Here is a 14,522-nt window from a genome sequence, read left to right as displayed (position 1 = left end):
TCGCTCAATCCCATTTCGTCAGCCGCACCGTAAAACTCCTGAAGTGCCGTATCAAGCAATACATTTGAAGACTTGCGCCGTTTCTGCATCATTAATACACCTCCAGAAAAATTAAACCCTCCCGCTTTCACACGGAAGGGTCTCGATTAACAATCGTCATTGCGCGCTGAATGTCATTCTTCAGCCACACGTCCACAGCAGAGGCCGCACGTTTTATCACTTCGGGGAGCTGTTCCCGTTCATCGGGCGGGAAGTGCCCCAGAACGTAATCTATCATGTTCCCTGTGGGGCTGCCTATGCCTATTCGCAGACGGGGGACGTGAAGGTCTCCCAGTGCTCCGAGAATTGACGCGAGGCCGTTATGTCCTCCTGCTGTGCCCTGAGCACGAAGCCTGAGCTTCCCGAAGGGTAATGCTTTGTCGTCGTAGACTATCAGCACGTCAGACAGCTCAGCCTTGTAGAAGTTCACTGCCTCAGCGAGGGATATTCCGCTAGCGTTCATGAAGGTTAGGGGCTTCATTAGAATCACATCGCCCATCTTCCAGAACTCAGCGCGGAATTTCTCCTGCGGACGGCCAAGATTATTGTTGACCGCGATAAAGTCAGCGCAAAGCCAGCCCATGTTATGACGGGTGAAAGCGTATTGTTCTCCCGGATTACCCAGACCGGCCACGATGCGCATGATGGGTTACTTCTTCTCCTCTTCTTCGCCTTCCTTAGCGGCCTTGCCCTTCGCCACGACTTCAACGTCAGCGGCGGCGGTCTCCTCCGTCTCAGGTTCAGCGTCCTCAACTCCGCGCGAAGTTACGATAATCGCAACTACCTCGTCAGGGTCAGCAAGTGCCGTAACGTTCTCGCCCAGCACAAGGTCTTTCACGTGGATCGCGTCTCCGACGTTCAGGCCGGAAACGTCTACGGTGATTACGTCAGGAATGCTCATCGGCAGGGTCTCAACCTCGAGCTCGTGTACTGCCTCGAGGACTCCGCCGTCCTTGATGCCCTGAGACTCGTCTCTGCCAGTAACCTCAACAGGAATGTTGACAGTGATCTTGCGGCCTCTCACGAGGTGCAGGAAGTCGATGTGAAGCGGAAGGTCGGTCAGAGGATGCCTCTGTGCCTCGCGGATAATGCAGAGCTCCTCGCGTCCGTCGGGAAGTTTGACGTTAAGGCGCGTTGACTCCCAGCGTCCGGCCAAGATGCGCTCGATCTCGCGGGTGTTGACCTTGCCGAGAATGTTCGGGCTGATTTCCGGGCCGTAGATTACACAGGGGGTGTACCCTGAACGCCTAATGCGTCCGTTCTCGCCTTTGCCCGTCTTATCACGGGACTCCATCACTAACGTTACTATGTCCGCCAAAATGAATCTCTCCTTATAATGTTATGGATAGGGTAATTATAGCAAACCCTGTTACTGTTTACGGCTGGTGAAGAGCTTAATCACCAGAGGCCACACTATCATCACGTAGAAGAACAGCAGGGTTTTCGCGACCAGCTTCCCGACGTGTGCTCCGAAGAAGCCGGCAGTGTACCCGCCCAAGTCCGAGATTACCCAGCAGAGCGGAAGCATTCCGATCACGCAGATAATTACTCCTTTGACGTTCCAGCCTGTGGGTTCGAACTTGATGAAGCGGCTCTCGATGTACCACATCAGCGCGAACGACGCGAAACCTCCGGCATCCCCCCAAGAGTCTATCTGCATCTTCACGGGGTCAACGAGCAGCTTTCCGTCAACGTAATCCATCGGGTATGGCTTGTAGGTTACGTAGACCAGAGTGAGGATTCCTGCGAGCGCGCAGAGAATCATGATCAGCGCGTCTTTCTCCGGGTGAAGCTCGAGGTAGTCAAAGGCTTTCTGCGCAATCCAGATCGACGCGAGGCCGAGAATGCATCCCACGACAACATCCTGCGGGGTGTGAACGCCCAGATAGTTGCGGGAGAACATGAGAACCAGAATCATCACAACCCAGAACAGACGCGCCAGCTTGTTCTTCGTGCACGTGGCAAGCCCGCCGTAAATCGGTACTGCCATCATTGTATGGCCGCTCGGGAATGAGTAGCCTCCTGCTGTCCTTATCGAGTCGCCCGCCGGAACAATGCGCGCATCACGAATCCACGGGCGGTATACGCACGCCGTGAGCTTCACGATTGCGTTGATGGTCTGGCTGAGCTTCCACGCAAACATTATGAACAGCCCCTTCTTCTTGTTCAGGCACCAGTACACGAACACAGGCAACAATACTATGTGCCTCACGCCGAAAAGCGAAATCCATTCCATGAACGGATCAAGCACGCCGTTGATGCTGTTGCGGAAATCCTGAAGCCACAGCAAGTATGTTATGTCCATCAATAACTCCTCCTATTGGTTTGTGAGGCTTCTCACGAAGTCCTCTTCTTCCTCGCGGCTGTTGATTTCACCGTCAATCACCGCAAGTTTTATTGCGCTCAGTGCCTCACCGATCGCCTTCCCCTTCAAGCCCATCGCCTGAAGGTCTTTGCCGGTGAGTTCTCCCTTGTAGCCCATCCACAGCTCCATGTGCTCGACAATCAGCCGCCGGGCTTCGCGGGACTTGAGGCACGTCAGCCAGTATACCAGCTGAACAGGCCCGTAATCCTTGAAGAACGTGTAGGCCTCACTGTTCCTGATGTCCTTATGTGAGGAGCAGAACTTCTCGACTTCCGGCCACTTCATGAAGCAACGTGTGAGCTGTTCGCGCTCGTTGGGGTTAAGGTTCATCCTGTCCATTGCGGAGAACCTCACTTCCGGCTTCGAGTCCGTGAGGATAACTGCCATCTTCACGAGCCATTCCATACCCTTGAAGTCGATGCTGTGCTTCGAGGTCTGCCTCATGAAGTGCTCGAGGATGTGAAGCCGCTGGTTCATCGACTTGCTCACGTGCATTCCGGCGAAGAGGGACTCCCACACTCCCAAGTCCTGCATCCTCATCACGATTTTGCGGAAGCCTGCCTCCTTGAGGTCAAGTTCCAGCTCCGCACGAATCCTTGTCGTCGAGAGCAGCTCAAGCAGCCCGCCCTTCACGGCACTCTGCAGAAGCCTGAATGTGTTGTCCTCGAACGTCATGCCGAGCCTCTGTTCGAGACGTATTCCCCTGAGAACACGCGACGGATCTTCAACGAAGCTGAGGTTGTGGAGAATCTTAAGCTGCTTGTCCTTGAGGTCAGCACGTCCGCCGAAGTTGTCGGTCAGCGTTCCCCAGTCGTCCTCGCTGAGTGAGATTGACATTGCATTTACGGTGAAATCCCTGCGGCTCAAATCCTGCTTCAATGAGCTGTTCTGCACCGTAGGGACTGCCGCCGCGTACTCGTAGAACTCTCTCCTTGCCGTCGCAACATCCACCTTCTCGCCGTCCGGGAAAGTTATCGTGCCGGTTTTGTAGCGTCCGTGAAGAGTTGACTTGCAGCCCGGCTCATTCCACGAACTCACGAGCTTTTCCGCGTCGCCCTCGACGGAGATGTCTATGTCGGTGTTGCTCACGCCCATGAGGATATCCCGCACCGTTCCGCCGACAAGGTAAGCGCGCATTCCGAGCTCCTGAGCTTTCGCCCCGACACGTCGCAGTAGCGACAACGTCTTGAGGCTGAAGGACTCCTCCATCAGAGCAGAGACGTTCTCGACCCACAGGAAGCCGGTAGAATCCCGCGAAGTGTCCTCGTCCGCGAACTGTCCCGAGTGGTACAACGCCTTCAATAAGTCTCCGCGCGTAAGCGTACCTACGAGCTTTCCGTTCTCGTCAAGGACGGGCATTTTCTCGAAGCCGTAAGTCGCCATCATACGATGAGCTTCGTCGATTGAGGCTTCACTTGCGAGGCTGATTACTCCCTGCGTCATGAAGTCAGATATTCCCGCGCGGTCAAGGCCGTGAAGGTGGGCTTTGTCGAGGTCGTTGCGGGTCATCATTCCGACGACTTCACCTTCAGCGTTGGCGACAGGAAGGGACTTCAGGCCAAAACGCAGCATTGTGCGGTAGCCTTCATCGACTCTTGCGTCGGGGCTTACGGCGATGACGGGCGAGGCCATGATGTCAGAGACCTTCATCATCGGGGTGATTGCTCCGTGAAGCCGGGACTCTATCTCGTCGAGAAGTTCTTTTGCGTCCCGGTCAGCGAGTGTCGCGCTTCCTGCCTGGTAGTGCCCGCTTCCTCCGTATGGCGCGAGGAACTCCTTGACGTTCAGGACTCCTTCGGTGCTTCGGGCGATGATGTTTATCTTCTTGCCGCCGTTATTGACAACAGCTATTGTTACGTGGGAGTCCGCGTACTCCTTGAGCCTGTTCACGAAGACTGCCAGACCTTGAACGTAATCGTCTGTCTCTGCCCAAGTGAGGTAGACTTTCGCGCCGTTGATGTAGATTTCGCGGGCGTTCTCGGCCAAGCTGTCGAGGAGCTTGCGGTCTTCTTGGGAGACATCGTTCTCGACCTGAGCGAGGATTCCCGACAAGTCTGCCCCGAGTTCCCGCAGGTAGCTTATCGCCGCAATGTCGCGCTCTGTCGTAGTCTCGTAGGTCATTGCGCCGGTGTCGTCGTAGATTCCCAGTGCGAACAGGGTTGCTTCGTCGGGAGTGATGTCCTTGCGTTCGTTGAGGAGGTGCTCGAGGATCATGGTTGTTGCCGCGCCTATGGGCTCGTACACAAACTCTTCTGCAGGAATATCGTCGGGTGTTGCTGGATGGTGGTCGTAGACGTGGACTGCTACGTCCTGCCTGCCTGCGAGTGCGGCGAAAGGTCCGATGCGCGAACGCGAGCGTGTGTCGACAACGATCATGAGGGTAACTTCATCGAGGGGTATTTTCTTGGGCTTGAGGATTTTTGCGGCCCACTGTCGGCCGTGCTTGGACATGAAGTCCCGGACTTTGCGGTTCATTGAGCCCGGAGGACAGATGACAGCGTCAGGGTAGAGCTTCTGGATGGCTATCATGCTGGCGAGGGAGTCAAAGTCTGTATTGAGATGGCTTGTTATTAAGTGCATGGTCTGTATTCTCTCTTTATGGTTGGGATAGACAAAATCATAACGCAATTTGTTCCGCCGTCAACTCTCTGTGCTATGATTACGCAAAAATTTTCCATGAAGGGAATCCTTATTGACCTATGAGCAAGTTCTTGCACTCTAAGTTCACCTCGCTCACGCCTTACGACACTTCCGAAGAAGTCGAGAGCATGAAGGGCTACATCCGCCTCAACACCAACGAGTCCCCCTTCCCGCCCTCGCCAATAGCCATAGCCTACGCCTACAAGGCCGCAGAAGGCCTCAACTACTACCCTGACCCTGACTGCCGACGACTCGCAGAAACCATCGCCGGACGCAACGGCATAAAGCCCTCAAACATCGTCTTCGGTAACGGTTCTGACGAGATACTCAGCTTCATCTTTATGGCACTCTGCGAGAAAGGAGCTGCCTTCCCCGACATCACCTACTCCTTCTACAAGATACTTGCCGGGCTTCACGGCGTGAACTTCACGACAATTCCGCTGAGAGGCTTCAAGATTCTCACGGAGGACTACACTAACCTTGAGGGGCGGACAGTCTTCATCGCCAACCCCAACGCTCCGACAAGCCTCGCACTCGACACGGGGGAACTCGAGCTGATAATCTCCTCTAACCCCGACAGCCTCATCGTGGTTGATGAAGCGTACGTTGATTTCGGCGCAAAGTCTGCTGTGAGGTTCATCCGCAAGTACGACAATCTCATAGTGGTAAGGACATTCTCGAAGTCCCGTTCTCTCGCAGGCGCAAGATTAGGCTGGTGCATGTGCTGCGATGAACTAGCTGCTGACATCCGCGCCGTCAAGAACGCCATCGCTCCCTACAACGTCAACGCAATGACGCAGGCGGCTGCTCTGGGTTCGCTCGAGGACGAAGACTACACCCGCCGGAACATCGCGATGATCTGCAAGGTTCGCGACAACACGGCGAGCAGGCTTCGCGAGATGGGCTTTGAGGTGCTGGACTCGAGCACTAATTTCCTGTTTGCGAAACACAGCAGAGCTGCGGGCGTAAAGATCTACGAGGCCTTGAAGAAGTACAAGATAATCATCCGTCATTTCAGCTCACCCCTTGTGCTGGATGACTGGAACAGAATCACTATCGGCACTGCGGAACAGATGCAGGTATTTCTGGAAGTTGTGAAAGGAGTTGTTGAACGTGAGAGCCGGTGATATTTTCAGGGAGACGAAAGAGACGACGATAGCACTCAACCTGATGCTTGACGAGCGCAAGAAGAGTGAGATAAAGACGGGGTGCGGCTTCCTTGACCACATGCTGACGCTGTTTGCGGCACACGGGGGCTTCGGCCTCTTCTTGAAGTGCAAGGGAGATTACGAGGTGGACTATCACCACACGGTTGAGGATGTGGGGATAAGTCTCGGGCAGGCGTTCGCGAAGGCACTTGGGAGCAAGAGGGGCATCAACCGCTACGGGAGCTATATCCTGCCTATGGACGAGGCACTGATTCTCACGGCGGTAGACTTTTCGGGAAGGGCATATCTCGGCTGGGACATGAACATAACCTCACCGAAGGTCGGGGACTTTGACACGGAACTTGCGCAGGAGTTCTGGCTGGGCTTTGTGAGGAACGCACAATGTACGCTGCACTTCCGGCAGATGGCTGGGACAAACGCACATCACATCATCGAGGGAGCGTTCAAGTCTGCGGCACGGTCGATAGCTCATGCAGTGAGCATCAACCCTGACAGCGAGGACGAGGTTCCGTCGACAAAGGGAGTGCTGTAGGTGGTGGAGAACTCTGCGCAGGAGACTGTGCTCCGCAAGTTCGCCGGTCTCTTGGCCTCCTGCACGCGCGCACGCCTGACGGGAACTCGAGGAGCTGACGACATCTACGCCCTTCAGGTTCAGGACTGTCTGCTCTCGCTGGAGTACCTTCCGAAAGAAGGAAGAGTAATTGATGTTGGGAGCGGCGGCGGACTGCCCGGCATTGTGTGGGCTGTGTACCGTCCTGACCTGAGCGTTACACTTCTCGACAGCGTGGCCAAGAAGTGCGAGGCCGTGAGAAGTATAATCGCTGAGCTGGGGCTCTCCAATATTGAGGTTGTGTGTTCACGTAGCGAGGAGTTTGCGCGCAAACACAGAGAGAGTTTCAGCCTTGCGGGAGCGCGTGCTCTTGCGTCCGCCGGAGTGTGCGCGGAATTGCTGTCGCCTCTGGTGGAGGTTGGCGGGCACGTCCTGACGTTCAAGGGCGAGAAGGTTCATGAGGAAGTCTCGGAGGTTGCGGACAAATGGGGAATGCTCGGCCTGAGCAAACCGGCACTGCACTTTTACGGCGGCACGTCGAAGTGTATAGTCCTCTGGAAGAAGCAGAAGAAGTGCCCTGCAGTTTTTCCGAGACGCGAAGGACTTGCTGGTACAGATCATTTCTGGGAGTGAGACGATGAAGCTGAAGGGTTTGCGTGAGGTTATGATGTTCGGACGCGTGCTGTCTGCGGGGCTGGTTGTGGCGGGGTATGCGTTTCTGGGAGTGTGGCTGTCGGACTGGCTCGCGAAGAACGGATGGCCGGTGCTGGCCGCGCTGTGTGCCGTGCCGGTAGTTACGGCGTTCGGGATGTGGCAGGGGTGGCTGTTCCTCACTAAGGGACGGAAGAACAATCACCCCTAGCTTTGCCTTAATACGCCAGCTTGTAGATCTCCAGTATGTCCTCCGCTGTGAGCACCTTCAAGCTCCCGTAAGGCAGCAGCTTCCCGGCATTATCCGCGAGCTTCTGGATGTCTTCTTCCTTCAGGCCAAGTTCGCGCAGCGTCGTCGGAGCGTTGATCTCCTTGAAGAAGTCCTCGAGGGAGTCGATAGCCTCGTTCGCCCTGTCCTCGTCAGAACCGTCGTAAATCCCGAAAACTTCTTCGCCCAGCCTGATGAACGGATCAGGGTTCTCCTCGCAGAGATACCTTGACCACGCAGGCATAACCACCGACAAGCTAGCTCCGTGCGGTGCTCCGTAAAGCAGGCTGATTGAGTGTCCCAGCTTGTGTGAGGAGAAGTCTCCGCGCGTCTTCCTTCCCATCGACAAGAATCCGCAGTGTGCCATTGCCCCCGCCAGGGCGTATTCTGCCCTCGCGTCGTAATCTTTCGGGTCATCGATGAGCTGAGGGATTACACGCATCATCGTCCGTATCAGTGCGTAACCCTGAGCGTCCATAAGTTCGCTGGCTTCATCGCCGTCAAGCACTCTCTCCAGAACGTGGGCTATTATGTCTACTCCGCCGTAGACCGTCTGCTTCTGGGGAAGTGTTACCTGAAACGACGGGTCAATCACCGACACGACAGGATACAGGCACGGTGCGGACATCGAGATTTTGTCCTGAGTTTCGGGGTTGCTGATTACGGAAATGCAGTTGACCTCGCTCGATGATGCCGAAGCCGTAAGCACTCCGTAAACCGGCAGAGCCTTCGTGATTTTGCCTTTGCTCGCGTAGAAGTCCCAGATGTCGCCACCGTAACATGCTCCCGCCGCAATTGCTTTCGCCGTGTCGAACGCGCTCCCCCCGCCGATGGGAAGTATCGCGTCTATCCCTCCGGCCTTCACGCGCGCGATTCCCTCGCGTACCTTGCTGATTAACGGGTTGGGCTTCACGTCGTTCACGTCGGAGAAGCGTATTCCGTTCTTGCTGAGCATGTCCGTAACCTGCTCGTATGCTCCGCTCCTGAATGTCCCCTTGCCTCCGTACACCAACAGCACTCCCTTGATGCCGTCAGCTTTGAGTCTCGGCCCGAGTTCCTTCACGGTGTCTTTGCCGAAGATTAATTCTGTCGGATTGTGCCACACAAAATTGTTCATGCTTTGCCCTCCTGAAAAATTTTTACGGTATCTGCAAATTATACAGGTTTATACTACAATAACTGAGTTCAATTGCAGCAAAGGAGATTGATAATTCATGTACAAGGCAATTCTTGCTGACAAAGATACATGGTGGACGGGCGTAAACGATTACGAGACCGACATGTTCGAGTCTCTCTGGCCTCTGCCTCAGGGAGTCGCCTACAATGCTTACGTTGTCTTAGGTTCGACGGCAACTGCGGCAATCGACACGGTCAAGGGCCCGTACCTCGACGAATACATCATCAAGCTCACGCAGGCACTGGGAGGCCGTCCGCTGAACTACCTCGTCGTGAACCACATGGAGCCTGACCACGCAGGACTGATCTCACAGCTCCTGACGCGCTGGCCCGGGCTGAAGTTCATCGGCAACGCAAAGACTGTCCCGATGCTGAAAGGTTATCACGGCATCGACGAGAACATCATAGCCATGAAGGACGGCGACACTCTGGATTTGGGCGGGCACGTGCTGAAGTTCGCGACTGTTCCGATGCTTCACTGGCCGGAAAGCATGGTAACTTTCGACACAACTACCGGTGTTCTGTTCTCTAATGACTCGTTCGGAGGCTTCGGAGCACACGAGGGCGGAATCTTCGACGACCAGAAGAACCCTGCGCGCTGGGAGGACGAGATGCTGAGGTACTATGCGTGCATTGTGGCCAAGTATTCCAACATTGTGCAGGCTGCCTTGAAGAAGCTCGGAGGACTCCCAATCGCAAAGATTTTCCCGTCGCACGGTACGCTGTTCCGTGATGACCCCAAGAAGGTAATCTCGCTCTATGACAAGTGGAGCAGGTGTGAAGGCGAGACCGGCGCAGTTGTGGTTTACGGCTCAATGTACGGGCACACAAGAATGATGGCTGAGGCAGTGAGCACAGGACTTGCTGAATCTGGCATTAAGGACGTGAGGCTTTACGATGTCTCACGCTCTGACCCGTCATATATTCTGCGCGACATCTGGAGGTTCAAGGCCTTTGCGCTGATGGCCTGCACGTACAACACGCTTCTTTTCCCGCCGATGGATGCTCTGTGCTCTAAGCTCCTTAACCGTATGCCCAAGAACAAGGTCGTCGGAGTTGCGGGGAGCTATTCATGGAGCAAGGGAGCATTGACGGCACTGCAGGACTACGCGGCCAAGAGCAAGCTGGAAGTTGTCGGGCCTGCGGTTGAGGTTTACGCTTCAGCGACGGACGAAGACCTTGCGCAGTGCGAGGAGCTCGGGAAGAATCTCGGGGCGGCGATTGCATGACGGACTACGTAACCTACCCCAAACGCCGCAATGAACTCTGGCTCAGCGAGTACAGCTCGGACAACCTCATACTGTCCATGCGGGCAAAGGACATCCTTCACGTCGAGCAGACACCGTACCAGGAGCTGCTTATTGCGGATACACAGGAATACGGCAGGGTGCTGATGCTTGACGGAGCATACCAGCTCACGGAGAAGGACGAGTTCACGTACTCCGAGATGATGGCTCACGTTCCGCTGTGCGCACACAATAACCCCTCGAACGTGCTAATCATCGGCGGAGGAGACGGGGCAATAATGCGCGAAGTCCTGAAGCATGACTGCGTGAAGAAGTGCACGCTGATAGACATTGACGAGAGAGTCATAGAGTGCTCGAAGAAGTATTTACCGTTTGCGGGGTGCTCGTTCGCGGACGAGAGGGCGGATGTCAGGTGCATGGACGCAATGAAGTTCATCCGCGAGACAGAGGAACGCTATGATGTTGTGATTATCGACAGCACTGACCCTGTGGACTTTGCGGCGGGATTGTTCCAGTCGGGCTTCTACGACGACGTTAAGCGCGTCATGACTCCTGAAGCTATGCTCTCGGAATTAACGGAGTCGCCGTTTGTTGATGCGGCACTTATGGCGCAGGCGATACGGGAGATGCGGAAGGTGTTTCCTGTCGTGCGTATGTACTGGGGAGCAGTTCCGACGTACCCGGGCGGAATGTGGACGTACGGGCTTGCGTCAATGAAGGATGACCCTGCAGAGCCTGTGAGGGACGTTGCACCGACACGCTACTACACGAACGCAATACACAGAGCCTCGTTTGTTCTGCCGCCGTTCCTAGAAGAGATGTTGCAGTAAGGATTACTCCTCCTTGCACTTGCAGGGAGGATTTTTTGTGCTGGGAAATTAATACGGTTTCCTATCCTGATGTGGTACAATGAACCAATATCAATTTTTACCTGCGGCTTCATGATTGGTAAAAGCCTTGAGGAGGAGAGTATGAGCATTAAGAAAAAGCTGACGGCCGCAAAGAATCTGATTCTCAGCGGGCAATATGGAGAGTTTTTAAGAAGGACTTGCGTGAATGTACTTCCCCTTAGTCTAGATTTCTACCCAAAGTATTATTACCTTCGCCGAAAATTCAGCTCGTTCGTGGCGAATTACGATTACGTAAAACCACTAGCAGGGGGGGGGGCGTAACGTAATCTGGTGGTTGTGGCTGCAAGGTATTAACGAGACTCCGGACATCTGCAAGGCCTGCTTGGCATCACTGAGACGCTGGCATCCCGACAAGGAAATTATCACCCTCGACCAGCATAACATCTCTGACTACGTAACCCTTCCCGGCTTCATCAACGACAAGCACCGCAAAGGCATCATCGACAACACAAAATACGCCAATCTCTTGAGGCTTCAGCTCCTCATTGAACATGGCGGCACATGGATTGACTCTACAGTCTTCTGCACAGGCAGAGAAACAGAATACCTTATGCACTTGCCGCTGTTCGTCTTCAGGTTATTTGAGTTCGCCGATGTCCCCTCAAATTGGTTCATAGTCTCTGACGCTCATGATCCTATACTCACACTCGTAAGGGACTTGCATTTCGAGTACTGGAGAAAGTATGACTACATGCTGCACTACTACATTTTCCATATGTTTTTCCTGATGGCGGCAGAACAATACTATGAAGAGTGGAGCAGAGTTCCATTCATATCAGATTACGTTAACCATAACTTGCAGAGAATCATGCGCGAGGATTACTCTGAGGAAAGAGTGAAAATTTGTGCTAAGGCCTGCGATTTTCATAAACTCACTTGGAAGACTGAGAAAGAGCCTCCGTCGCCTCGAAGTATCTACCAGCATATCGCTAATTCGCGTTGATTGATCAGACAACTTCCCCCCAGAGATGCGCTGAGGGGAATGTTCTCTCTACAGGCGAGCCCTCACGAAGTTCGCTGCTTCCTCAAGTTTCACGCTCACCTGTTCGCCGCTCTGCAGGTCCTTGACGGCAACACAATTCTTCTCGCGTTCCTCCTGCCCGATTATGCACGCAAACCTGCACGCACCGGCATTCCTCATCTGAACCTTGAAGCTCCGTCCCGCAGTGTCGCACTCCGCAGAGATTCCCGCCTTCCTGAGTTCGTACGTCAAGGCCTGAACACTTCCCCGCGATTCATCGTCCAGAGCCGCGCAGTACACCGAGACCGCCGGAGCTTCCCCGAAGCTGCAGCCCTGTTCCTCCATCACGAGAGCAATCCTGTCGAGCCCGCACGCGAACCCAACGCCGGGAACTTTTCCGCCGCCGACTGCGCTCGCAAGGTTATCGTAGCGTCCTCCTCCAGCGACTGCGTTCTGTGCCCCCAAGTCGCCCGAAAGAATCTCGTACGCCGTCTTTGTGTAGTAGTCCAGCCCGCGAACGAGTCTCTTGCTCATTCTGTACGTGAACCCTAAACGTTCGAGCCCCGCACGGACTTCAGCAAAGTGCTCGCGGCATTCCTCACACAATGAATCGAAGATGTCGGGTGCTCCGTCCGCAACTTGGCCGCACGACTCTTTCTTGCAGTCGAGGATGCGGAGGGGATTCCTGTCGAGGCGGTCAAGGCATGTTTCACACAGCGAGTCCTTGTGAGCCGTGAAGTACTCTACGAGCTTCTGACGGTAGACAGGCCTGCACTTCTCACAGCCTACGGAGTTAATGACGACCTCGAGGTTCTTCAGCCCCAGCCTCCTGAAGAGCTCAAGGCTCAGCGAGATAACCTCAACATCAGCCATCGGTCCGGCAACGCCCAGAAACTCCGCGTCAATCTGGTAGAACTGCCTGTAACGTCCCTTCTGCGGCCTCTCGTGCCGGAACATCGGCCCCCAGTTCCAGAGCTTCGCGCTTGCACCCTGAGCGCACAGGTTGTTCTCGAGGGCACAGCGCATTACTCCGGCGGTCGCTTCGGGACGGAGGGTTATGCTCCGGCCTCCCCTGTCCTCGAAGGTGTACATCTCCTTCTCGACAATGTCCGTCGTCTCTCCTACTCCGCGCGCAAACAGTTCCGTGTGCTCAAAGACCGGCAGGTGAATCTCGCTGAAGCCAAAGTCCCTCATTGTCTCTGAGGCAGTCTTTATGATGTATGCCCACTTCCATGATTCGGACGGCAGAATATCGCGCGTTCCTCTTGGTGCAGTTATAACAGCCATACAGTACACCAACTCCTTTGCAGTAATGCTAGAATATACCGATTAATGATACCAAACTATAATCCACTATAACTTCTGCGGAAGGAGATTTTTACTTGATATATCTGGTCTGTTACGCGGCTTCCTTGTACTTTGCTTATCTGGCATCGCGCTCCAAGAGGAAAAGCACCATTATCCTCTACTCAATCATAAGCATCATGATACCTGTCTTTCTCGGCGGACTGCGGGCAAAGAGCGTCGGGACTGATACTGGAGGATACGGTTACCGCGATGCACTGGACGCTATATATTCCATAAGTTTTTACGATTTCATGACGCACGATGCCACAATCCGGGAGCCGCTCTATAAAATCGTGTGCTATACTTTCGCCAATCTCTTCCAGCATCCGAACGGCGCACTGTTTGCGTATCAGCTTATCACAGTAGCCTGCGTGTATGTGGGTTGCTGGAGGTTCAGGAAAGTTGCCCCCCCCCCCTGGCACTCATGATGTTTTACTTCATACACTATCAGCGTACGTATAACCAGATGCGGCAGAGCATGGCAGAAGCTATTATCTTCGCGGGATTCTACTGTCTCAGACGCGAGGACTACAAGAAGTTCATGATGTATGTCTTGATAGCTTCGCTCTTCCACTATTCGGCTCTGCTGGCCGTCGTGTCGATCATGTGCGTGTACTGGTTCACCATAAAAGTGAACTCGTCGCTTCATGCCGGGCGCGGTGTCTCGTGGATTCCTTACGTGATAATTATTGCCATGTTCTTCCTGCAGAACCTGATTCTGTCTGTCGTCGAGAGCATGTCATTCCTTCCGCCGCAATACAGCCTGATGTTCATGCAGATCGGCAACACGCAGGAGTTCCGTGCCAATATCTTCCAGAACATAGCCGTAATAATCATGCTGTTCGTCTATGGCAAGAATGCGAGCAGGTTATTCCCGGCAAAGCAGGACGAATACTACAAGATCAATGCTCTGCTGGCCTGCGCCATGTACTCAACTATAGGAGGATACACAATCTGGAGGCTGCTTGACTACTTGGACTACATCAACCTTTATGCACTTGCCTCACTTCATCGTCTGGTTAAAGACAAGTACTTGAGGGCGATTTTCTTGGCAGTAACTATCTCTGTGGTGGTGCTTTACTGGTATCGGGAATACCTCTTGGCGAAATCAGCTTTGGGTTTCCCAGCTCACCAAACTTGGCCGTACCACTCTATCTTCAGCTGATAAAATATCAGAATATAATCGCATCCTAGAAAT

15 protein-coding genes are annotated in these 14,522 nt (G+C 54.2%); 9 read left to right on the top strand and 6 right to left on the bottom strand.

Going from position 1 to position 14,522, the window contains the following annotated elements:
- Nucleotides 1-127 precede the first annotated feature (127 nt).
- Genes IJT02_00825 through IJT02_00810 form a run of 4 tightly spaced genes read right to left on the bottom strand, consistent with a single transcriptional unit; the run spans nt 128 to nt 4,984 of the window.
- Nucleotides 128-682, bottom strand: a complete 555-nt coding sequence (locus tag IJT02_00825; GenBank protein MBQ7543465.1) for an aminoacyl-tRNA hydrolase — start codon at nt 680-682, stop codon at nt 128-130.
- A gap of 6 nt (nt 683-688) precedes the next feature.
- Complete coding sequence (locus IJT02_00820; GenBank protein MBQ7543464.1) at nt 689-1,357, bottom strand: 50S ribosomal protein L25; 669 nt, start codon at nt 1,355-1,357, stop codon at nt 689-691.
- Nucleotides 1,358-1,408: 51 nt separating this feature from the next.
- Nucleotides 1,409-2,344, bottom strand: a complete 936-nt coding sequence (locus tag IJT02_00815; GenBank protein ID MBQ7543463.1) for a phosphatase PAP2 family protein — start codon at nt 2,342-2,344, stop codon at nt 1,409-1,411.
- A gap of 12 nt (nt 2,345-2,356) precedes the next feature.
- The gene (locus IJT02_00810) at nt 2,357-4,984 is read right to left on the bottom strand and encodes a CBS domain-containing protein (protein ID MBQ7543462.1); all 2,628 of its coding nucleotides are present in this window, start codon (nt 4,982-4,984) and stop codon (nt 2,357-2,359) included.
- A gap of 119 nt (nt 4,985-5,103) precedes the next feature.
- Here IJT02_00810 and IJT02_00805 point away from each other — a divergent pair, with 119 nt between their 5' ends.
- From IJT02_00805 to IJT02_00790, 4 genes are read left to right on the top strand one after another with little or no spacing between them, the layout of a single operon-like run.
- Nucleotides 5,104-6,171, top strand: coding sequence for a histidinol-phosphate transaminase (locus IJT02_00805; protein ID MBQ7543461.1), 1,068 nt, complete (start codon nt 5,104-5,106; stop codon nt 6,169-6,171).
- Nucleotides 6,158-6,745, top strand: coding sequence for an imidazoleglycerol-phosphate dehydratase HisB (gene hisB / locus IJT02_00800; GenBank protein ID MBQ7543460.1), 588 nt, complete (start codon nt 6,158-6,160; stop codon nt 6,743-6,745). Before IJT02_00805 ends, hisB begins: the two co-directional genes overlap by 14 nt.
- The gene (gene rsmG, locus IJT02_00795) at nt 6,746-7,396 is read left to right on the top strand and encodes a 16S rRNA (guanine(527)-N(7))-methyltransferase RsmG (protein MBQ7543459.1); all 651 of its coding nucleotides are present in this window, start codon (nt 6,746-6,748) and stop codon (nt 7,394-7,396) included. It abuts the gene before it with no gap.
- Nucleotides 7,368-7,625, top strand: coding sequence for a hypothetical protein (locus IJT02_00790; GenBank protein ID MBQ7543458.1), 258 nt, complete (start codon nt 7,368-7,370; stop codon nt 7,623-7,625). Before rsmG ends, IJT02_00790 begins: the two co-directional genes overlap by 29 nt.
- Nucleotides 7,626-7,632: 7 nt before the next feature.
- Here IJT02_00790 and IJT02_00785 read toward each other — a convergent pair whose 3' ends face one another.
- A complete protein-coding gene (locus IJT02_00785; protein ID MBQ7543457.1) occupies nt 7,633-8,799 on the bottom strand; it encodes an iron-containing alcohol dehydrogenase in 1,167 nt (388 codons plus the stop codon).
- Nucleotides 8,800-8,896: 97 nt separating this feature from the next.
- Here IJT02_00785 and IJT02_00780 point away from each other — a divergent pair, with 97 nt between their 5' ends.
- The 3 genes from IJT02_00780 to IJT02_00770 all read left to right on the top strand — a co-directional run bounded on the left by IJT02_00780 (nt 8,897) and on the right by IJT02_00770 (nt 11,959).
- The gene (locus tag IJT02_00780; GenBank protein MBQ7543456.1) at nt 8,897-10,087 is read left to right on the top strand and encodes an FprA family A-type flavoprotein; all 1,191 of its coding nucleotides are present in this window, start codon (nt 8,897-8,899) and stop codon (nt 10,085-10,087) included.
- Nucleotides 10,084-10,935, top strand: coding sequence for a polyamine aminopropyltransferase (gene speE / locus IJT02_00775; GenBank protein ID MBQ7543455.1), 852 nt, complete (start codon nt 10,084-10,086; stop codon nt 10,933-10,935). Before IJT02_00780 ends, speE begins: the two co-directional genes overlap by 4 nt.
- 355 nt (nt 10,936-11,290) lie before the next feature.
- Complete coding sequence (locus tag IJT02_00770) at nt 11,291-11,959, top strand: hypothetical protein (protein MBQ7543454.1); 669 nt, start codon at nt 11,291-11,293, stop codon at nt 11,957-11,959.
- A gap of 48 nt (nt 11,960-12,007) precedes the next feature.
- Here the strand turns inward: IJT02_00770 and IJT02_00765 are convergent, their stop codons facing one another.
- Nucleotides 12,008-13,264: a histidine--tRNA ligase gene (locus IJT02_00765; GenBank protein ID MBQ7543453.1), complete on the bottom strand. Its 1,257-nt coding sequence runs from the start codon at nt 13,262-13,264 to the stop codon at nt 12,008-12,010.
- 95 nt (nt 13,265-13,359) lie between these two features.
- Between IJT02_00765 and IJT02_00760 the strand changes: the two genes are divergently transcribed.
- Both IJT02_00760 and IJT02_00755 read left to right on the top strand, forming a co-directional pair.
- Nucleotides 13,360-13,752: an EpsG family protein gene (locus IJT02_00760; protein MBQ7543452.1), complete on the top strand. Its 393-nt coding sequence runs from the start codon at nt 13,360-13,362 to the stop codon at nt 13,750-13,752.
- Nucleotides 13,749-14,489 (top strand): EpsG family protein, encoded by a 741-nt coding sequence (locus IJT02_00755; GenBank protein MBQ7543451.1) that lies wholly within the window; start codon nt 13,749-13,751, stop codon nt 14,487-14,489. Before IJT02_00760 ends, IJT02_00755 begins: the two co-directional genes overlap by 4 nt.
- Nucleotides 14,490-14,522 lie beyond the last annotated feature (33 nt).

The sequence above is a fragment of the Synergistaceae bacterium genome, assembly GCA_017450125.1.
Classification (GTDB): Bacteria; Synergistota; Synergistia; order Synergistales; family Aminobacteriaceae; genus JAFUXM01.
This window is presented reverse-complemented; position numbering and strand designations above follow the sequence as displayed.

Coding starts and splice junctions, on each gene's coding strand:
- speE (MBQ7543455.1), top strand. CDS start 10,084: ATGACGGACTACGTAACCTACCCCAAACGCCGCAATGAACTCTGGCTC.
- IJT02_00825 (MBQ7543465.1), bottom strand. CDS start 682: ATGCGCATCGTGGCCGGTCTGGGTAATCCGGGAGAACAATACGCTTTC.
- IJT02_00755 (MBQ7543451.1), top strand. CDS start 13,749: ATGATGTTTTACTTCATACACTATCAGCGTACGTATAACCAGATGCGG.
- IJT02_00780 (MBQ7543456.1), top strand. CDS start 8,897: ATGTACAAGGCAATTCTTGCTGACAAAGATACATGGTGGACGGGCGTA.
- IJT02_00805 (MBQ7543461.1), top strand. CDS start 5,104: ATGAGCAAGTTCTTGCACTCTAAGTTCACCTCGCTCACGCCTTACGAC.
- IJT02_00815 (MBQ7543463.1), bottom strand. CDS start 2,344: ATGGACATAACATACTTGCTGTGGCTTCAGGATTTCCGCAACAGCATC.
- IJT02_00765 (MBQ7543453.1), bottom strand. CDS start 13,264: ATGGCTGTTATAACTGCACCAAGAGGAACGCGCGATATTCTGCCGTCC.
- IJT02_00810 (MBQ7543462.1), bottom strand. CDS start 4,984: ATGCACTTAATAACAAGCCATCTCAATACAGACTTTGACTCCCTCGCC.
- IJT02_00785 (MBQ7543457.1), bottom strand. CDS start 8,799: ATGAACAATTTTGTGTGGCACAATCCGACAGAATTAATCTTCGGCAAA.